Origin of the sequence: Streptomyces sp. NBC_00335, from assembly GCF_036127095.1 — a bacterium.
Lineage (GTDB): Bacteria > Actinomycetota > Actinomycetes > Streptomycetales > Streptomycetaceae > Streptomyces.
Genome location: NZ_CP108006.1, coordinates 730,982 through 750,174, shown reverse-complemented (window position 1 = coordinate 750,174; position 19,193 = coordinate 730,982). Strand labels below are relative to the sequence as shown.

The 19,193-nt window shown below is 73.2% G+C and carries 18 protein-coding genes; 12 read left to right on the top strand and 6 right to left on the bottom strand.

Annotated features, from left to right (window positions below; genetic code table 11):
- Window positions 1-119 precede the first annotated feature (119 nt).
- Window positions 120-3,557 (top strand): endo-alpha-N-acetylgalactosaminidase family protein, encoded by a 3,438-nt coding sequence (locus OHA37_RS03380; protein WP_266902290.1) that lies wholly within the window; start codon window positions 120-122, stop codon window positions 3,555-3,557.
- On the opposite strand, the gene OHA37_RS03375 is transcribed toward OHA37_RS03380, so the two are convergent.
- Window positions 3,535-4,425: a helix-turn-helix domain-containing protein gene (locus tag OHA37_RS03375; protein WP_266902288.1), complete on the bottom strand. Its 891-nt coding sequence runs from the start codon at window positions 4,423-4,425 to the stop codon at window positions 3,535-3,537. The genes OHA37_RS03380 and OHA37_RS03375 overlap by 23 nt on opposite strands.
- Before the next feature lie 32 nt (window positions 4,426-4,457).
- Window positions 4,458-5,489 carry a DMT family transporter gene (locus OHA37_RS03370; protein ID WP_266902286.1) on the bottom strand — a complete coding sequence of 344 codons (1,032 nt, stop codon included), beginning with the start codon at window positions 5,487-5,489 and terminating at the stop codon, window positions 4,458-4,460.
- Window positions 5,490-5,590: 101 nt separating this feature from the next.
- Between OHA37_RS03370 and pdxR the strand changes: the two genes are divergently transcribed.
- The 3 genes from pdxR to OHA37_RS03355 all read left to right on the top strand — a co-directional run bounded on the left by pdxR (window position 5,591) and on the right by OHA37_RS03355 (window position 8,491).
- Window positions 5,591-7,201, top strand: a complete 1,611-nt coding sequence (gene pdxR / locus OHA37_RS03365; protein WP_266912477.1) for a MocR-like pyridoxine biosynthesis transcription factor PdxR — start codon at window positions 5,591-5,593, stop codon at window positions 7,199-7,201.
- 166 nt (window positions 7,202-7,367) lie between these two features.
- Window positions 7,368-7,820, top strand: a complete 453-nt coding sequence (locus OHA37_RS03360) for an LPXTG cell wall anchor domain-containing protein (protein WP_266902284.1) — start codon at window positions 7,368-7,370, stop codon at window positions 7,818-7,820.
- 8 nt (window positions 7,821-7,828) lie between these two features.
- Window positions 7,829-8,491, top strand: coding sequence for a SigE family RNA polymerase sigma factor (locus OHA37_RS03355; RefSeq protein WP_266902282.1), 663 nt, complete (start codon window positions 7,829-7,831; stop codon window positions 8,489-8,491).
- Here the strand turns inward: OHA37_RS03355 and OHA37_RS03350 are convergent.
- Window positions 8,430-9,116, bottom strand: a complete 687-nt coding sequence (locus OHA37_RS03350) for a hypothetical protein (RefSeq protein ID WP_266902280.1) — start codon at window positions 9,114-9,116, stop codon at window positions 8,430-8,432. The two genes, OHA37_RS03355 and OHA37_RS03350, sit on opposite strands and share 62 nt — an antisense overlap.
- 84 nt (window positions 9,117-9,200) lie before the next feature.
- On the opposite strand from OHA37_RS03350, the gene OHA37_RS03345 reads away from it, so the two are divergent.
- Both OHA37_RS03345 and OHA37_RS03340 read left to right on the top strand, forming a co-directional pair.
- The gene (locus OHA37_RS03345) at window positions 9,201-10,175 is read left to right on the top strand and encodes a helix-turn-helix domain-containing protein (RefSeq protein WP_266902278.1); all 975 of its coding nucleotides are present in this window, start codon (window positions 9,201-9,203) and stop codon (window positions 10,173-10,175) included.
- A gap of 9 nt (window positions 10,176-10,184) precedes the next feature.
- Window positions 10,185-10,718 (top strand): GNAT family N-acetyltransferase, encoded by a 534-nt coding sequence (locus tag OHA37_RS03340; RefSeq protein WP_266902276.1) that lies wholly within the window; start codon window positions 10,185-10,187, stop codon window positions 10,716-10,718.
- On the opposite strand, the gene OHA37_RS03335 is transcribed toward OHA37_RS03340, so the two are convergent.
- Window positions 10,715-11,200 (bottom strand): MarR family winged helix-turn-helix transcriptional regulator, encoded by a 486-nt coding sequence (locus tag OHA37_RS03335; protein WP_266902274.1) that lies wholly within the window; start codon window positions 11,198-11,200, stop codon window positions 10,715-10,717. The genes OHA37_RS03340 and OHA37_RS03335 overlap by 4 nt on opposite strands.
- Window positions 11,201-11,378: 178 nt before the next feature.
- Between OHA37_RS03335 and OHA37_RS03330 the strand changes: the two genes are divergently transcribed.
- The 4 genes from OHA37_RS03330 (at window position 11,379) to OHA37_RS03315 (ending at window position 15,419) form a co-directional block, all read left to right on the top strand.
- Window positions 11,379-12,611 carry an MFS transporter gene (locus OHA37_RS03330; protein WP_266902272.1) on the top strand — a complete coding sequence of 411 codons (1,233 nt, stop codon included), beginning with the start codon at window positions 11,379-11,381 and terminating at the stop codon, window positions 12,609-12,611.
- Between the two features lie 68 nt (window positions 12,612-12,679).
- Window positions 12,680-13,114: a GlcG/HbpS family heme-binding protein gene (locus OHA37_RS03325; protein ID WP_266902270.1), complete on the top strand. Its 435-nt coding sequence runs from the start codon at window positions 12,680-12,682 to the stop codon at window positions 13,112-13,114.
- Window positions 13,115-13,178: 64 nt separating this feature from the next.
- Complete coding sequence (locus OHA37_RS03320) at window positions 13,179-14,849, top strand: beta-N-acetylhexosaminidase (protein WP_266902268.1); 1,671 nt, start codon at window positions 13,179-13,181, stop codon at window positions 14,847-14,849.
- Window positions 14,850-14,978: 129 nt separating this feature from the next.
- The gene (locus OHA37_RS03315; RefSeq protein ID WP_266902266.1) at window positions 14,979-15,419 is read left to right on the top strand and encodes a GNAT family N-acetyltransferase; all 441 of its coding nucleotides are present in this window, start codon (window positions 14,979-14,981) and stop codon (window positions 15,417-15,419) included.
- A gap of 14 nt (window positions 15,420-15,433) precedes the next feature.
- On the opposite strand, the gene OHA37_RS03310 is transcribed toward OHA37_RS03315, so the two are convergent.
- Window positions 15,434-16,246 (bottom strand): endonuclease I family protein, encoded by an 813-nt coding sequence (locus OHA37_RS03310; protein ID WP_266902264.1) that lies wholly within the window; start codon window positions 16,244-16,246, stop codon window positions 15,434-15,436.
- A gap of 247 nt (window positions 16,247-16,493) precedes the next feature.
- Here OHA37_RS03310 and OHA37_RS03305 point away from each other — a divergent pair, with 247 nt between their 5' ends.
- Together OHA37_RS03305 and OHA37_RS03300 are read left to right on the top strand one after the other, a co-directional pair.
- Window positions 16,494-17,066 carry a DJ-1/PfpI family protein gene (locus OHA37_RS03305; protein WP_266902262.1) on the top strand — a complete coding sequence of 191 codons (573 nt, stop codon included), beginning with the start codon at window positions 16,494-16,496 and terminating at the stop codon, window positions 17,064-17,066.
- A gap of 113 nt (window positions 17,067-17,179) precedes the next feature.
- The gene (locus tag OHA37_RS03300) at window positions 17,180-18,160 is read left to right on the top strand and encodes a superoxide dismutase (RefSeq protein ID WP_266902260.1); all 981 of its coding nucleotides are present in this window, start codon (window positions 17,180-17,182) and stop codon (window positions 18,158-18,160) included.
- Here the strand turns inward: OHA37_RS03300 and OHA37_RS03295 are convergent.
- Entirely contained in the window at window positions 18,144-18,959 is an 816-nt protein-coding gene (locus tag OHA37_RS03295) for a glutamate ABC transporter substrate-binding protein (RefSeq protein WP_266902258.1), read from the bottom strand. The two genes, OHA37_RS03300 and OHA37_RS03295, sit on opposite strands and share 17 nt — an antisense overlap.
- Between the last annotated feature and the right edge of the window lie 234 nt (window positions 18,960-19,193).

The following is a 19,193-nucleotide window of genomic DNA, read 5'->3' as shown; positions in this document are numbered from 1 at the left end:
TCGGCTTTGTCCATGGGCCTGCCGGGCCGCGGTCCGCAGGCTGTCAGGTCAGTGAGCGGACCGCCTGCCTCCACGGCGTGCGGTCTTCCGCCCAGGAAGCGCCGACTCCCGGAGGTCCGATGCGAACCCCCCTCTGGCCGGCCGCAGCCGCGGTGGCCGGTCTCGTGGCCACCTTGGTCGTGGCCGTGCCCGCCGCCCCCGCCGCGGCGGCCGGCCCCGTGACGATCACCTCGCCCGAGCTGTCCGTGAGCGTGGACAGCGCCTTCCCCCGCGTCATCAGCTACACCCGCACCGCCACCGGGGACGTGCTGAACGGCAACGAGGACACCATCGGCGCGATCGTCGTCAACGGAACCACCTACACCCCCACCGTCACCTCCACCCCCTCCGCCTCGGGCGTGGACTACGCGCTGGCCTTCTCCGGAGTGACCATCAGGTCCCGGCTCTCGGTGACGGGTTCGGTGGTGGAGTTCAAGGTCACGGCGGTCGAGGACACGGCCGCCCTGCGCGTCCGCAGCTTCGCCATCCCCCACCACAACCTCGTCAGCGTCCGCAGCAACCAGAGCGGCGCCGCGCTCTCCACCGCGAAGATGCACACCGCCACCACCGGCACCGGGGACACCTTCACCCCGGTCACCGCGAACACCCCGGTGGACGCCGCCGCCACGACCGTGATGTACGGCTTGGCCAACACCGGCAAGCTGGCCGCGGCCATCGACTCCAACTCGTACTACGACGCCCCCTCCGGCGGCACCGCCAACGAGAACGGCCGGATCAGCAAGCAGGTCACCGACAAGGGCACCTACCGCCGGGCCGGCCTGTGGAGCGGATCCTGGCTCTACCGGGCCACGGGCGCAGCCGACACCGACACCGAGCCGTTGCCCTACGTCCGCGTCGCGATCACCGCCGACCGCAACGCCGACTCCACCGTGGACTGGCAGGACGCGGCGGTCGCCTACCGCGACATCTGGACCGCGCCCACGGGCTGGCAGCAGACCGCCGACCGGGTCGTGCAGCGCATCCCCTTCAACTTCGCCTCCGCGGCCACCCACCCCTTCTCCGAAACCCTCGACGAGACCAAGCGGGTCAACCTCGCCACCGACGGCCTCGGCCAGTTCGTCCTGCTCAAGGGGTACGCCTCCGAGGGCCACGACTCGGCCCACATGGACTACAAGAACATCGGCTCCAAGCTCGGCGGCGCCACCGACCTGAACACCCTCACCACCGTCGGCCACACCTACAACGCCGACTTCGGCGTCCACATCAACGCCACCGAGGAGTACCCGGTCTCGGCCACCTTCGACCCGGCGCACCAGACCGGCGGGCTCGGCTGGGACTGGCTCGACCAGTCGTACTACGTGGACACCCGCAAGGACGGCCAGTCCGGCGGGCGCCTCAAGCGGCTACAGGACCTCAAGGCGGCCGCCCCCGGCCTGGACTTCCTTTACGTGGACGTCTGGTACGGCGACGGTTACCTCTCGCGCAAGCTCGAACGCGAGATCGGCGGCCTCGGCTACCAGCTCGCCACCGAGTTCCCCGCCTCCATGACCGGACAGTCCCTCTGGCACCACTGGGCCACCGACGTCAACTACGGCGGCACCGACCTCAAGGGCATCAACTCGAACATCGCCCGCTTCATCGCCAACCACACCAAGGACGACTGGATCGCCGCCAACCCGCTGCTCGGCGGCGCGGAGATCACCGCCTACGAGGGCTGGCAGGGCAAGCGGGACTTCACCTCCTTCCTCACCACCACCTTCGCGACGAACCTGCCGACCAAGTACCTCCAGGAATCCCCGATCGTGAAGTGGACCGCGGGCGCGGTCACCCTCGCCAACGGCACCACCGTCACCACCTCCGGGAACACCCGCAAGATCACCACCGCCGGCCGGACCGTCCTCGACGGCTCCGCCTACCTGCTCCCGCGCGACGGCAAGCTCTACCACTGGAACGACAAGGCCGCCTCCACCACCTGGGCCCTGCCGGCGGGCTGGTCCTCGCCCAAGCTGTACAAACTGACCGACACCGGACGCCAGTTGGTCGGGGACCTGGCCGTCACCGGCGGGCAGGTCACCATCAACGCCGCCGCCAGGACCGCCTACGTCGTCACCAACGGCGCCGCCCCCGCCCAGGCCGACCCGAACTGGGGCCAGGGCGCCCCCGTCAAGGACCCCTCCTTCTTCTCCGGCAACCTGAACGCCTGGTCCGTCACCGGGACCGGCGCCGCCGTCACCCGCAACGCCCAGGGGCAGAACGAGCTCACGATGGCCGCGAGCACCGCGCCCGCCGTCTCCCAGCAGCTCACCGGGCTCACCCCCGGCACCTACGCCGCCTCCGTCTGGGTCTCGACCCCGGCCGGACGCGCCGCCACCCTCACCGTGACCCCCGCCGGAGGCTCGGCCGCCTCCGTCTACGCCGACTCCTCGACGCTGACCAACAGCCTCGGCGGCAGCGAGAAGAACGGCACCAAGATGCAGCGCATGAAGGTGCTCTTCGACGTCCCCGCGGGGCAGTCGGCGGCCACCCTCAAGCTGTCCGCGGCTTCCGGCTCCGGCACCGTTTACCTGGACGACGTACGGGTCGTCCGCTCGGCCCGCACCCCGCTGAACGGCCACTGGTTCACGGAGGACTTCGAGAACGTCGACGCGGGCTGGGGCCCCTTCGCCTTCGGCGGAGCCGGCGGCGCGGCCACCGACCCGCGCACCCACATCGCCCAGCGCAACGCCCCGTACACCCAGGCCGGCTGGAGCGGGAAGCTGGTCGACGACGTGATCAGCGGGCAGAACTCGCTCAAATCGCACGAGGAGCGGCAGGGCCTGGTCTACCGCACCCTCCCGCAGACCCTGCGGCTGACGCCCGGCCGCTCGTACAAGGTCACCTTCGGCTACGAGAACGGCTTCAGCGGGGACTACCAGTTCATCACCGGCTCCGGCAGCACCGAGACGGCCACCGCGCTGAACCAGGCCCGTACGCCCACCACCTTCACCAAGACCTTCACCGCGGGCACCGACGCCTGGATCGGCGTGCGGAAGGTGACCGGCGAAGGCTCCCACAACGAGGCCGACTTCATCCTCGACGACCTCGCCATCGACGACCTGGGCACCGGGGGCGGTGGTGAACTCCTGGTCCCGCAGACGCAGATGAGCATCAAGGCCGTCGACAGCCAGGAGACCGCCGGCGAGAACGGCGCCGCGGCCAACGTGCTCGACGGGGACAGCGCCACCATCTGGCACACCCAGTGGTACCAGGCCACCGCGGCGATGCCGCACGAGATCACCCTCGACCTCGGCGCCTCCTACAACGTCTCCGCCCTGCACTACCTGCCCCGCCAGACGCAGAGCAACGGACGCATCGCCGACTACCAGGTCCTCACGTCCACGGACGGGGTCACCTGGGGGACCGCGGCCGCCTCCGGGACCTATCCCAACACCACCACGCAGCAGGACGTCGCCTTCACGGCGCGGACCGCGCGCTACGTCAAGCTCAAGGCCACGAGCGAGGTTTCGGGCAATCCGTGGGCGGCGGTCGCGGAGCTCAACATCGGCTACCTGCCGTGACGGGCGTCGGTGGCTCCTGGAGCCACCGCGGCGACTGCTGCTGCACCGACTGCTGTTGGCGGAACCGGACGGGCGCCACGCCCACCCGGCGGCTGAACAGCCGGCTGAAGTAGGCGGCGTCCTCGTAACCGACCCGCCGGGCGACCCCGGCGACCGGCAGGTCGGTGCGGGCCAGCAGTTCCTTCGCCCGGCTCAGGCGGATGCCGAGGAGGTACTCCTTGACCCCCTCCCCGGTACTGCCCCGCACCGCGCCGCGCAGCTCGGGGAGGGTCATCCCGAGCCGGGCGGCGTGCTCGGCCACCGAGATCGGCAGCAGCGCGTCCCGGGCCAGGGTGTCCATCACGGTGTCCCCGTGCCGTGACACCTCGGCCCGGGCGTAGCGCAGCGCGACGAGCAGCCCGTGCACGGCGGCGGCGGCCTCCACTTCCAGCAGGGGGCCGCCGAGCCGGGCCGCCCGGACGATCCCGTCGACCACGTGCCGCACCCCGGCCGTGCCGCTGAGCGGTACCAGCGGGCGGTCGGGGGTGACGTAGCCGAGGTCGGTGTACGCCTCCACGCTGTGGCCCGCGAAGTCCACGAAGCACTCGTCCCAGCCGGTCTGCGGATCGGGGCCGTAGTGGTGTTCCACCCCGGGCACGAGCCACAGCAGCGCCGGGGCCGTCACCGGCTGCGGGGCCCGTCCACCGTGGCTGAACCAGCCCCGGCCGGCGCACACCACCACCGCGACGTGGTGGTCGAGGGCGCGCGGGCCGACCACCGGCAGCACGCCCTGCTGCACGCCCACGCCCAGGCACACCAGCCCGAGCCGGCGGTGGTTGGCGGTCGGTGAGAAGTACCGCATCCAGCTGCTGTACGGAGGCGTTGCCATCTGCGGATTGTGATCCACAACGCGGGGAGTGCTCAAGGGGCCGCGGACTCCTGGGCGTTACGAGGCATTCGCGCCGGCGGCGCGATCGGCGTGCCGGGGGCGACCGGCGCACCGGGGTCGACCGGGGCGACGGGTGCGATCGGCGCGACCGGTGCGCCTGGTGCGACCGCCGGCCCGCCCGGGGTCCGCTCCGGCCGGAGTCCGACCGCCAGCCCGGCGACCACCACGGCCAGGCCCAGCCACACCGCCGGCCCCGGCACCCCGCCGCCGGTGACGGCTCCCGCGCCCGCCGCGGCGAGCGGCGCCACCCCGGCCAGCAGCCCGGCCCGGCCGGCGCCCACCGCGGCCACCGTGCGGTACCAGAGGAGAAAGGCCACCGCGGTCACCAGGACGGCGAGGTATCCGGCGGCCGCCCACTGGCGCGGGCTCACCGACACGAGCTCCGAAGGCCCCTCGACGCACACCGTGAGCACCGCCAGCATCACCGCGCCCAGCCACACCGCGTGCAGGGAGACACCCCACGGGCCGTGGCGCCGCAGCACCGGTACCGCGAGCAGGGTGAAGGCGGCCTCGCAGCCCAGCGCGAGCGCGGCCCAGCCCACCCCGGCGGCGTCGGTCCGGCCGGTTCCCTCCACCAGGACCGCCCCGGCGACGACCACCAGTGCGGCCACCACCACCCGGGGGCTGGGCCCGCGGCCCTCCAGCAGCGGCCCGATCACCCCGAGCAGGATCGGCGCCGAGGCCACGGCGACGGCGATGACGGCCGGTTCCGCGTGCGCGACGCCCCGTACGACGGCCACGTTGAACAGCACCAGCCCGGTCGCGGCGACCCCGGCCAGCCACAGCCACTCCCGGCCGCGCGGGGCCCTGACCCGCACCCGGGCGAGGCGGGCCAGACCGAAGAGGAGCAGCGCGGCCACCGCGTACCGGGCGGCCTGCACGCCGAAGAGCGGGGCGTCCACGAGGGAGTGGGAGACGGTGACGCTGCTGCCGACCAGGGCCATGCCGGCGATGCCGGGGGCGAGGTCGCGCAACTGCCGGGACGAAGGGGGCGAGGTACTCATACCGTCGAGCCTGGCGCCACAATGGACCCGTGGACAGGTCCAAAGAGAGTGCCATCCAGGGGTCCATCCAGGGGTCCGAAGCAGCCGTGAACGAAGAAGCGGTGAACGAAGAAGCGGTGAACGAAGCAGCGCCAGGAGAGAGCGCCGGATCGGACTTCCTCCAGCTCGACATCGGCCGCGCCCCGGCCGGCGGCCGCACCGACTGGCTCGCCGACCGGCTGCGCGCCGCCATCGCCGACGGCACGCTCGCCGTCGGCAGCAGGCTCCCGGCCAGCCGCGTCCTCGCCGCCGAACTGCGGGTCTCCCGGGGGCTGGTCACCGAGGCCTACCAGCGGCTGGCGGAGACCGGCCAGGTGGCCGGCCGCGGCCGGGCCGGGACCGTCGTGGTCGCCGCGCCGGTGACCGAGCGGCCGACCCCGGCCCGGTCCGGCCCCTCCGGAGTCCCGGATCCGGCCGGCCCGTTCACCCCGGGGCCACGGGGCGGACCCGTCGACGCGCTGCGCGCCGCCCCGTGCCGGATCGACCTCTCGCCCGGCGCGCCCGACCTGACCGCCTTCCCGCGCACGGCCTGGCTCCAGGCCGAGCGCCGGGTCCTCGCCGAGCTCACCCCCGCCGACTTCGGCTACGGGAACCCGCAGGGCGCCCCCGCCCTGCGCGAGGCGATCGTCGGCTGGCTCGCCCTGAACCGAGGGATCCGCGCCGACCCCGACGAGGTGGTCGTGGTGGCGGGCGTGGCCCAGGCGCTGGGACTGCTGGCCCAAGTGCTGCGCGCGGAGGGCGTACGGCGCGTGGCCGTGGAGGACCCCGGCTCGCTCGGGGCGCGCCAGCAGCTGCGGCACGGGGGCATGGAGATCCTGCCCGTACCGGTGGACGGGGGCGGCATCGACACCGCCGCCCTGGCCGCCGGCCCGGCCCAGGCGGTGGTGCTGACCCCGGCGCACCAGTTCCCGACCGGGGTCGTCCTCGACGGAGAGCGGCGCCGCGAACTCCTCGGCTGGGCGGCGGCCGGGGGAGTCGTCATCGAGGACGACTACGACGCCGAACACCGCTACGACCGCGCCCCCGTCCCCGCCCTGCGGGCCCTGCTCCCGGAGGCCGTCTGCTACACCGGCAGCGTCTCCAAGCTCCTCGCCCCCGCCCTGCGCCTGGGCTGGCTGCTGGTCCCGCGACGCCGGCTGGACGCGGTGATCGAGGCCAAGCGCTACGCCGACCTCGGCAATCCCGTTCTCGCCCAGCTGGTGCTGGCCCGGCTGATGGCCTCGGGGGAGTTGGAGCGCCACCTGCGCTTCGTACGCCGCCGCCACCGGACCCGGCGGGACGCGATGCTCCGCGCGATCGCCGCCGAACTGCCCGGCGCGCGGGTGCACGGGGCGGCGGCCGGGCTGCACCTGATGGTCGCCTTCGACGGGGATGCCCCCGGGCCCGGCGGCATCGACGACAGGGCACTCGACGACAGGGCACTCGGCGGCGGGGCACCCGACGCCCCGGCCCTCGACGACACGGTCCTCGCCGCCGCGGCTCTGGAGCTCGGGGTCAAGGCGCACCCGCTGTCCTGGCACCGGGTGAACCCGGGACCGCCGGGCCTGGTGCTCGGCTACGCGGCGGGCACGGTGGGGGAGATCGAGGAGGGGGTGGCCGTCATCGGCACGGTCCTGCGGCGACTGCGGGAGGAGCGGGGCTCGCGGGGGTCACGGGCGTCGCGCCGGGTCTGAGCGGGCGGCGCCGGGAGCCGGGAGCCGGGAGCCGGGGGCCGGGGGCCGGGGGCCGGGGGCCGCGAAAAGTTTTTCGGGAACGGCGGCAACCTCCCGGGCACTCGCGCGTCGTGCGGGGGTGAAGGGCGTGATCCCGCGCCCCCGCAGCCGACCGTGGAGAACCACCGTGAAGAACCTGAAGCGCGCCCCGCTGTCCGTCCGCAGGGCGGCGGGCCTCGCCGCCGCCGCAGCCGGGGTGGCCGTCGCGCTGGCCGGGCCGGCCTCCGCCGCACAAGGGGCGTCCGCCACGCCCACCGCGACCGCACCCGCGCCCGCGCCGAGCACCGCGCCGAGCGCGGCCCCCTCGGCCCCCGCGCCCTCGGTGAGCCGGCCCCCGAGCGCGACGCCGAGCGCGGCCCCCAGCGTCCGCCCGAGCGCGTCCCCGACCGTCGCCCCGGGCGGGACGCCGACCGCCGTCCCGAGCGCGGCTCCGAGCGCCGCCCCCGCCTCACCCGGCGGGTCCGAGCTCGCGCATACTGGCTCCTCCGCCACCAACGCCGCACTCGGCGCCGGGGCCGCCGTGCTGATCACCGCCGGGGCCGCGACCCTGTACACCGTGCGGCGCCGCGCCAACGGCTGAGGACCCCCGTGCTCCACCTCGCACCATCCGCCGGCCCCGCCGCGCCCGGTTTCGACCGGCCGTGGCGGGGCTTGTGGTCGTTCCTGCTGCGCCGTGAGCGCTCCTCGGCGCAGGCCCCGCCCGCGCCGCCGGAGCCGTACCGGCACGGGTACACGTACGGCCATCCCTCCGAGGAGGGCGGCCCGCCGCCCACCGTGACCGAGCTCTACCACGCCCACCGGCTGCGGATGGTCCGGCTGGCGGTGCTGCTGGTCGACGATCTCGGTACCGCCGAAGACGTGGTGCAGGACGCCTTCACGGCGCTGTACCGGCGCCACGGCGAGCGGATAACCGAGGTGGACAACGCCCTGGGCTACCTGCGCACCGCCGTCGTCAACACCGCCCGGTCCGTGCTGCGCCGCCGTCGGACCGCCCGCGCGTGGACCCCGCAGGCACCCGCCGACGTGCCCTCCGCCGAGGCGTCCGTGGTCCTCGACGAGGCGCACCGCGAAGTCCTCGCCGCGCTGGGGCGGCTGACGCCGAGGCGGCGGCAGGTCCTCGTGCTGCGCTACTGGGCGGACCTCAGCGAGGCGGAGATCGCCGAGACGCTGGGGATCAGCCGTGGGGCGGTCAAATCGAACGCGAGCCGTGGGCTGGACGCGCTGGAGCGGATTCTGGAGGGTCGGATATGACGCGTGGGCAGGAGCCGCCCATGGGGCCGGGCTGGGAGCCGCCGGAGCCCTGCGAACCCTCCGGGAGGCCGGTGGAGCACCGGCTGCGGCAGGCCCTGGACGCCCGCGCGGCCGGGATCACCGTGCGCGAACTGCGCCCGGCGCAGCCGCCCGGGCCGGGGGTGCGGAGCGTGCCGTGGGCCTGGCCGCGCGGTTTCACCCTGCCGTTGGCGGGCCTGGCGGCCGCCGCCGCGGTGATGGTGGGGTACGCCGTACTGGCTCCGGACGCTTCGGTCCGCCCGGGCCCGGTACCGGTGCCGCCGGCCGCGCCGCCGTCGCCCACGCCGACCGGCTCGGCTCCGGGGCCCGTCCCGGCCGATCCGTCCCCGTCTCCTTCCCCGTCGGCATCCCCGTCGCCGATCACGCCTCCTTCGGCTCCGTCGGCCACGCCCACGCACTCGTACGTGCCCACCGTGAGCCCGTCGCGGGCTCCGGAGCCCGGTACGAGTGCGCCACAGCCGAGTTCCGCCCCCTCCGCTTCGTCGCGCCCGTCGTCCTCGCCTTCGTCCCCGCCGCCGACGGCTTCACCGAGCCGCCGCTGACGGGACGGGGGGCGGGGCGCGGGGCGCCGCGCGGCCCCAACCATGCGCCGACGGAGATCGGTTGGCCGCATCCTTGGATCCTGTCGAAGAGGCCGAAGAGGCCGAAGAGATCGAACAGGGGGCGCGGGATGTGGCACGTGGTGTCGTCGGGCGGGGTGCCGGCGGGGGAGCGGTTCGACTGGTACGCCGACATCATCTCGCGCGAGGTGATGCCGGCCGCCCTCAGCAGCGAGCGCCCGGCCGAGTTCCAGGGGGAGGCCGCCGTAGTGGACCTGGGGCCCCTGCGCGCGTCCAAGTTCACCCTGTCGCCCCTGCGTTCGCGGCGCACTCCCGCGCTGATCAGGCGCGGCGATCCGGAGCAGTACCAACTGGCCCTGCTGCGCTCGGGCGTCACGTCGATGTCCCAGCACCGCAACGCGTGCACGGTCGGGGCCGGGGACCTCATGCTGTGGGACACCTCGCTCCCCTCCGACAACACGATGCTCGCGGAGGGCGGCCAGGTGCGGGCGACGATCCTGATGCTCCCCAGGGACGTGCTGCCGCTGCGTCCCGAGCGGTTGGAGCGGCTGCTGGCCCGCCGGATACCGGGTGACCGTGGCATCGCGGCGATCCTGGCCTCCTTCATGACCGCCCTGGAGGACCACGCCGCCGAATGCGAGCCGCAGGAACTGGCCCGGCTCGGCGCGGTCGCCGTCGACCTCGCCACGGCTTGCCTGGCCCAGCACCTGAACGCCGAGGACCGGATCCCCTCCGAAGCCCGCACGGAGGTCCTCCTACGGCGGATCAACGCCTTCATCGAGCACAACCTCGGGGACCCGGAGCTGGCCCCGCCCGCCATCGCGGCCCGCCACAACATCTCGGTGCGCGGGCTCCACCAGCTCTTCCAGGGGCAGGGGGAGAGCGTCGGGGCCCGGATCCGGCGGCGCCGCCTCGAAGAGTGCCGCGCCGACCTGGCCCGGCCCGAACTCGCCGCCCACCGGGTGCAGTCCATCGCCGCCCGCTGGGGCTTCGGCGGACCCGCGGTCTTCAGCCGCTCCTTCCGCGAGGCGTACGGGCTCACGCCCTCGGAGTACCGCGCGCTGAGCCACCGCGGCACCGATTAGGCTCGCCCCATGAACGACACCACGACCCACGGCATACGGATCCGGCCGGGTGGTCCGGCGGACGTTCCGGCCGTTCTGGACATGCTCGACTCCGCGGTGGCCTGGATGAACGCCCGCGGGAACACCGAGCAGTGGGGGACGATCCCGTACTCGCGCATTCCCGGCGGGGTGGAGCGCGTCCAGCGGTACACGACCGAGAACTCCCCGTACCTCGCGGAGCTGGACGGGATGCCCGTCGGAGCCCTGGTACTGGACTCCGGGCCCAGCCCGAAGATGCCGATGATCGAGCCGGCCGGGGAACCCGAGCGGTACGTGCGGCTGCTGGTCTCCGACCGGCGCCACGCCGGCCTGGGCATCGGCGCCGCGCTGCTGGCCCGGGCCGTGGAGGAGACCAGGCGGGCCGGCGTGGAGCTGCTGCGCGTCGACTGCTGGGCGGGCGGCACAGGCGAACTGGTCGCGTACTACGAGCGCAACGGCTTCACCCGCACCGCCGGCTTCCTCTCCGGCACCTGGCCGGGCCAGGTACTGGCCCGGCGGGTCTAGGCCGTCTGGTTCGCCTGGATCCCCCGGTCCGCCGCCGGGGTGTTCCGTACCGCGGCCACCAGCAGGGCGAGTTCCGGATCGTGCGACGCCTCGGCCAGGGCCTCGCGCAGGGCGGTGTCGTTGGTGGGGCGGGCCTCGGCCAGGAGTTCCAGGCCGGCCGCGCTGACTTCGGTGTAGATGCCCCGGCGGTCGGTGTCGCACAGGTAGCGGCTGAGCAGCCCGCGGTCCTCCAGCCGGCTGACCAGCCGGGTCGTCGCGCTCTGGCTGAGCACCACCGATTCCGCGACCTGGTGCATGCGCAGGTGGCCGCCGGGGCCGCTGTGCTGGCGGCTGAGGACGTCGAGCAGGGAGTACTCGCGCACGCTCAGGTCGTGTCCGGCCTGGAGCGCGCGCTCGATGTGCGTCTCGATCCGCCCGTGCAGGAGGGAGAGGGCGCACCAGCCCTGGGAGAGGGCGGTGAGTGCGCTGTCCGTGGCCGTCATGGCTTCCTCCTCGAAGGCGTGTCACTCCAGGATAGGGCACGTCTGCAATTGCCCGCGCTTGCAAATATCCCGCGTCTGCAATTAATGTGGACGCAGGCAACCCGCTGCGGCAATCGCCGGGCCCGCCGCCTCCCTCTCCCTCCCCCTGGAGCGCCTGTAGCTCCTGAAGGGCACCCTCATGCCTCTCGCACTCCTCGCACTCGCCATCGGCGCCTTCGGGATCGGCACCACCGAATTCGTGATCATGGGCCTGCTTCCCGAGGTCGCCGCCACCTACGGCGTCTCGATCCCCACGGCAGGCTTCCTGGTCACCGGCTACGCCCTCGGTGTCGTCCTCGGCGCCCCGCTCATGACCGTCCTCGGCACCCGCATCCCCCGCAAGCGCATGCTGATGCTCCTCATGGGCCTGTTCATCGTGGGCAACGTGGTCTCCGCGCTGGCCCCCGCCTTCGGCGTCATGCTCGCCGGGCGGGTCGTGGCCTCCCTCGCCCACGGCGCCTTCTTCGGCATCGGCGCGGTCGTCGCGGCCGAGCTCGTCGCCCCCGAGAAGAAGGCCGGAGCCATCGCCATGATGTTCACCGGCCTCACCGTGGCCAACGTCGTCGGCGTCCCCCTCGGCACCCTCGTCGGCCAGCACCTCGGCTGGCGCGTCACCTTCCTGATCGTCGCCTCGCTCGGTCTCCTCGGCCTGCTCGGCATCGCCCGGCTCGTCCCCGACCTGCCGCGCCCCGAGGGCGTACGGATCCGCCACGAGCTGGCGGCGTTCCGCAACGTCCAGGTGCTCCTGGCGATGGGGATGACCGTCCTCGGCTTCGGCGGGGTCTTCGCCGCCATCACCTACATCACCCCGATGATGACCAACGTCGCCGGATTCGCCGACACCTCCGTCACCTGGCTGCTCGTCCTCCTCGGCCTCGGCATGGTCGCGGGCAACCTCGTCGGCGGCCGCTTCGCCGACCGCGCGCTGATGCCGATGCTCTACACCTCCCTGGGTGCGCTCGCCGTGGTCCTGGCCGCCTTCACCCTCACCGCCCACACCCGGGCCGGCGCCGCCGTCACCCTCTTCCTCATCGGGGCCCTCGGCTTCGCCACCGTGCCGCCGCTGCAGAAGCGGGTCCTCGACCAGGCCGCCGGCGCCCCGACCCTGGCCTCCGCCGTCAACATCGGCGCCTTCAACCTCGGCAACGCCCTCGCCGCCTGGCTCGGCGGCCTCGTCATCGCCGCCGGACTCGGCTGGACCGCCCCGAACTGGGTCGGCGCGGCACTGGCCGCCTCCGCCCTGGCCCTCGCCCTGGTCTCCGGCGCGCTGGAACGCCGTACGGGGACCCGCGCGGGCGGCGAAGGCGGCAGCCGGGTCATCGCGGCCGGCGCCCCGACGGTGACCGCAGCCGCCGTACCGGCCCGCCACTGATCCACCGTCCACCCCACACCACTCCACTCCACCCCACACCACCTCCCCTCACGTCACAGGAGACCCGCATGTCCACCCCCACCCGCACCCGCACCGCCGTAGCCCCCCTGACCACCGCCGACGCCGAGACGCTCGTCGCCGCCGCCACGGCCGCCGCCGAAGCCGCCGGGGTCGCCGTCAGCGTGACCGTGCTCGACGCGGGCGGCCACCCGCTCGCCTTCCGGCGCGACGACCGGGCCGTCCTGATCTCGGGCGAGACCAGTACCCGCAAGGCCTTCACGGCGCTGCAGCTGGATGCCCCGACCGCCGATCTCGTCGACGCCGTCCAGCCCGGCGGCCCCTTCCACACCCTGCCCACCGCCCTGGACCGGCCGCTGCTGTTCATCGCGGGCGGGCTGCCGGTCCACCGCGACGGCCGGCTCGTCGGAGCCATCGGCGTCGGCGGCGGAGCCCCGGCCCAGGACCACGGCTTCGCCGAGTCGGCGCTCGGCGCCCTCGCCTGATCGCCCGATCGCCCGGGTCGCGCCGCGCTGTCCCCCGTGCCACGTTGGTACGGGGGACAGGAGCATGATGCGACAGACGAAGCAGTACGGGCGCAGCCACGTCAGCGCGACGGCAACGGTCGTCGCGCTGGTCACCCTTGTCGCCGTCCCGGGCTGTGCGTCCGGTACGCCCGGCCCGGCGGACACCCGGGTCCCGGCCGCGGCGAGCACCCCGCCGAGCGCGACGGACCCCGCCGCCGCCCCGGCCACCCCCGCCGCCACCCCCTCCACCCCGCAAGCCGCGGCGCCCTCGCCGACGCCGACCTTTGCGCTGTCCACCGCCCCGCGCACCGTCCCGGCCGTACGGGAACACGTGGCGGCCCGCGGCCCCGGCTGGCGGCCCGGCCCCGAGGCGCGGGTCGTCGTACCGCCTGCCGACAGCGCGGCCCTGGCGGACGAGGGCAAGCTGCTGGCCGGTGAGCTGCGGATCGGATTCGCCGAGTCGGCCACCCCGCGCAAGGGCGACGTGGAGCTGGCCCTCGGGCCGAAGGGCTCCGGCGCGCCCGAGTCGTACACCCTCACCGTGCGCGACGGGCAGGTCCGCATCACCGGACCCGACCAGGCCGGGGTGTTCTACGGCACCCGCACCCTCAAGCAGGAGGTGAGCGGCGGCGGTTCGGCCCCGGAGGGCACCGTGCGCGACGCCCCGGCCAAACCGCAGCGCGGGCTCAACCTCGACATAGCCCGCAAGCACTTCACCCCGGACTGGATCGAGGACCGGCTGCGCGAGATGGCCGACCTCAAGCTCAACCAGCTCGGCCTGCACTTCTCCGACGACCAGGCCTTCCGGATCGAGTCCGACACCCACCCCGAGATCGTCTCCACCCCCCACCTCACCAAGGCGCAGGTGCGCGGGATCACCGCGCTCGCCGCCCGGCTGCACATCGCGGTCGTCCCCGAGATCGACTCGCCGGGCCACCTCGGAGCGGTCCTGCGCGCCCACCCCGGACTGCAGCTGCGCGACGTGCAGGGCCGGGCGGTCAAGGGGGCGGTCGACATAGCGAACCCGGCCGCGGCGAAGCTCGTGGACGAACTCCTCCGGGAATACCTGCCGTTGTTCCCCGGCGCCCTGTGGAACCTGGGCGCAGACGAGTACCAGGCCCTGGTCTACCGCGATCCGCAGGCCTCCTTCCCGCAGCTGACGGCCGCCGCCCGGCAGCAGTACGGGCCCACCGCCCGGGTCCAGGACCTCGCGACGGGCTGGCTGAACGACCGGGCGGACGTGGTCCGTTCGGCAGGCCGCGCGCCGGCGGCCTGGAACGACGGCTTCTTCACCGGAGGGCTCGTCCAGCCCGCCAAGGACATCCAGGTCGAGTACTGGACGGGCAAGGAGGGCGGGGCCCGGCCGCCACTGGAGTACCTGCGGGAGGGCCGCAAGGTCGTCAACCTCAACGACGAGTACCTCTACTACGTGCTGGGGCAGCCGAACCAGTTCACGTACCCCGACGGCCGGCGCATCTACGAGCGGTGGACCCCGCTCGTGCTGCGCGGCACCGCGGCCGTGCCCGCGCGGTACGCCGGGCAGATCCTGGGCGCGCGGCTGGCCGTCTGGTGCGATCTGGCCGGAGCCCAGACCCAGGCCCAGGTCGCGGCCGGCATCAGGCTCCCGCTCGCCGCCCTGTCCCAGAAGGTCTGGGACTCCCGCACCCCGGCCCTGGACTGGCCGGCCTTCAAGGCCCTGGCCGACCGGCTGTAGCGCGACCGGCTGCAGCGCGGCCGGCCTGGACGTGGCCGGCGGTATCGCGGCCGCCCGCAGCCGGGCCGGCCGCGTCCCGGCTGTCGAAACCCGCTGGCCGGGTGCCGTCCGCTTTGCTTGGATGCGGGCATGGACGACAGTGCGCTGCCCTCGCCCGAGGGCCATGAGATCTCCACCGACCCCGGCCGCCTGGACCGGGAGCTGATCCACCGGTGGCTGTCCGGGGACGCCTACTGGGCCCTCGGCCGGAGCCGGGAGAAGCAGGACGCCGCCATCGACGGGTCGCTCAACTACGGGGTCTACGACGCCGTGTCGGGCCTCCAGGTGGCCTACGCGCGCGTCATCACCGACCGGGCCACCTTCGCCTGGCTCTGCGACGTGTACGTGGACCGGGGCGTACGGGGCAAGGGGCTCGGGACCGCCCTGGCGGGGGCGGTACGGGACCACCTCGCCCCGTACGGGCTGCGCAGGATCCTGCTGGCGACCGCGGACGCCCACGAGGTGTACGCGAAGGCCGGCTTCGAGCCGCTCGCGGCACCGGAGAAGTGGATGGCCCTCGGCGCGCAGTAGGGCCGTGGGCCCGTCTACCAGATGGAGTTGACCCACTCCGGGTGGTCGATGAACGGGTTCCGGTTGTGCTGGTAGGTGTCGTAGATGACCTGGTTGCGGCGCTGCTCGAAGGCGTCCGGCGGGTCCTGCAGGTTCCACTGCTTCAGGACGCTGATCTTGCCGAAGAGCGGCGCGCTGCCGTTGTTGACCTTGTCGTTCATCTCCAGGTCGGCGAAACCGTCACCGCCGTCGTAGCGCACGGCCATGTAGAGCAGCATGCGGGCGACATCGCCCTTGACCGCGTTCCGCGGCTCGAAGGAGTCGGCGTCGGTCAGGCTGCCGGGGGCCTCGGAGACCGCGCCGCCACCCAGGTCGAAGTCCTTGTTCCCGCGGGTGCTGTTGACGGTGACGTCCTCGGGCCTGAGGTGGTGCAGGTCGGTCCCGGGGCCGGTGGCGGTGCCGAAGTCGCCGTGGCTCTTGGCCCAGACGTGCTCGCGGTTCCAGTCGTTGACGCCGCCGCCGTTGGTGGACTTCGACTGTGAGCGGCCCGAGTAGACCAGGATGACGTTGTTGGAGTTCGCGGGGTCCTGGTCGGTGACCTTCAGGGCGTTCCACACACCGTCGTACGTCACCTTGGACTGGGTCTTGATGATGTTGTGCAGCGCCGTCTTGAGCGCGGCGCCGGTCTTGCCCTCGGCCGTGGCGTAGTAGGTGTCGACGGCGACGGAGGCCGAAGCCGCCGTGGGGGCGGCCTCCTTCTGCTGGCCCGCCGAGGCGGAGGCCGGCAGCAGTATGAGGGACGCGGCCGCGAGGCCGGCTGCCCAGGGAGTAAGGCGCGAGATTCTCATCACGTGGGGGTACCTCTCCACACGCACCGCTCCCGCCCGGGGAATTGGCGGGGCATCAGGTGGCAGAGCGAGGTTCACATTGTCATGTGCCCTACAGGTAAAAAGCACGTGTCCGGAGGCAGGATTTTCTACGCGCGTCATCAACCGCGTCATGCGGGTGATTGGCGCAAGAATCCCTATGCAGGAGCGGGCGGCGCGGGCACGGTAACGGAGGCCACACCGTGAACAGCCCTACCAGGAGCAGCCCATGGCACCGAAGATCCTCATCGTGACCGGCGACGCGGCGGAATCCCTCGAAGTCCTCTACCCCTACCAGCGGTTGATCGAGGAGGGGTACGAGGTCCACATCGCGGCGCCGGCGGTGAAGAAGCTGCGGTTCGTCGTACACGACTTCGAGGACGGCTTCGACACCTACACCGAGAAGCCCGGGTACACCTGGCCCGCGGACATCGCCTTCGCCGACGTGGACCCCGGGCAGTACGCGGCCCTGGTGGTGCCCGGCGGACGGGCCCCGGAGTACCTGCGCAACGACCCCGAGGTGCGGCGGATCCTGGCGGCCTTCGCCGGTTCCGACAAGCCGATCGCGCAGATCTGCCACGGCCCCCTGATCACCGCCGCGGCCGGCGCCCTCGACGGGCGCCGGGTCACGGCGTATCCGGCCCTGGAGCTGGACATGAAGGCGGCCGGCGCCGAGTTCGAGGATGCCGAAGCGGTGGTCGACGGCACGCTGGTGTCGGCCCGCGCGTGGCCCGACCACTCCGCCTGGATGCGGGAGTTCCTGACCGTCCTGCGCGTCAAGGCCCCGGTTTCGGAAGGGTGAGCTTCGTCGTCCCCTTGTGAAAGATCCTGACCGGAGACTGCCGGGGCGCCATCGATGTGGTGGGGTGTGCGAGTCAACCCACCTGTTGCGCACGGCAGTTGAGAGGGTCAGTCATGACGGGAAGCATAGGACGACGCGGGTTCATCGGTGCTGCCGCGGCGCTGGGAGGCGCCGCGCTCGTCGGTGCGGGGGCGCCGCTCGCCCAGGCGCGGGAAACTCGGGCGCAGCAGGCGGCCCGGCCGCCGCGGCCCGACACGGTGGCGATCCCGGCGGGCTTCCAGCCCGAGGGGATCGCCGTCTCCGCGCACGGCACGGCCTACACGGGCTCGCTGATCGACGGCTCGGTCTACCGCTTCGACCTCGCCACCGGCGCCGGGCGGATCATCACGCGGGGCGAGGGTCCCATGTCGGTGGGGCTCAAGCTCGACCCGTACGGCAGGCTGCTGGTCGCCGGCGGCGCCAGCGGGCAGATCCGGATGATCGACGCCCGGGACGGTCGGGTTCTGGCCACGCACCAGGCCGCGACCGGCGCGGCCTTCGTCAACGACGCCGTCGTCGGCTGCGGCGGTGCCTGGTTCACCGATTCCTTCGCGGACGTCCTGTACTTCCTGCCCGTGGGCCGGGACCTGACCGGCCCCGGCGCGGCCCCGCGGGCCCTGCGGCTCGGCGGCGAGTGGGACCCGGTCCCGCCCGGCGGCGCGTACTGGGGCGCCAACGGGATCGAACGGACCCCCGACGGCCGGGCCCTGCTCGTGGTGCACGACACCGCCGAGGCGCTGTTCCGGGTGGACCCGCGCACCGGCGCCGCCACCCGGACCGTGCTCGACGGCGGCTCCGTGCGCAACGGAGACGGGCTCGTGCTGCACGGGCGGACGCTGTACGTCGTACGCAACTGGGCTTACGCCGTGGACGTGTTCACCCTGAGCGCGGACGGCCGCCGGGCCCGCTTCGTCAAGCAGATCACCGACCCGCGCTTCGACGAGCCGACGACGGCCGCGGTGTACGGCGGCCGGCTCTACGTGGTCAACGCCCGCTTCGACGCGGACTGGTCGGACCCGGCCACCGCCTCGACGGTCGTCAGCTGCCCGTTGTGATGGCGGGCGCGGCCTCGTACTTGTAGTCCGGGCCGAAGTTCTTCTTCACGGCCGCTTCCCAGGTGCCGTCCTCGACCATCTTGCGGATCGCGTTGTTGATCTTGACCTGGAGCTCGGTGTTGCCCTTCTTCATGCCGATCCCGTAGTTCTCGCTGCTCAGGCTCAGCCCGATCAGCCGGAACTTGCCCTCGTTGCCCTTGCGGGCGGTGTAGCCGGCCAGGATGGAGTTGTCCGTGGTCATGGCATCGACCAGGCCCTCCTTGAGGGCGACGACGCATTCGGAGTAGCCGCCGAGCTCCAGGAGGCTGGCCTTGGGGGCCAGGTTCTTCCTGACGTTCTCCGCCGAGGTCGAGCCGGTCACCGAACACAGCCGCTTGTCGGCGTTGTTGAGGTCCTGGGCCTTGGTGATGCTCGGGTCGTCGGCGCGGACCATCAGGTCCTGGTGCGCGAGGAAGTACGGCCCGGCGAAGTCGACCTTCTCCTTGCGCTTCTCGTTGATCGAGTAGCTGGCCGCCACGATCTCGACCTCGTTGTACTGGATCAGGAGCTCGCGGTCGTTGCTGAGGACCTCCTTGAAGGTGATCCGCTCCTTCGGGTAGCCGAGCTCCTTCGCGATGTACGTCGCCACGTCCACGTCGAAACCGGTGAAGCTGCCGTCGGGCTCCCGCATGCCGACGCCGGGCTGGTCGAACTTGATGCCGACGGAGAAGGTCTTCTGGTCCTCGTCACCGCCACACGCCGATGCGGTCAGGGCGAGACCGATCACTGCGGCGATGGCGCCGGCCTTGGGAACCTTCATGCTGCACTCTTTCCTGAGGTACGCCGTTACGCGGGGTCGCGGGCGAGCGGAGCCGCGCGGGAGCGCGCGGAGAGCACCGGGACCGGCCCGGGGCGCGGGGAACCGCGGAGGCTGGTGGGCGCGTATATGAGGAAGCTAGGAACTCGTCGGGCGCAGTGTCACGACATCTGAGCAAATCTTGAGGGTAACGATCCGGAACGGCGGCAGATCCTGCGGTGGATCCGGCATTGAACG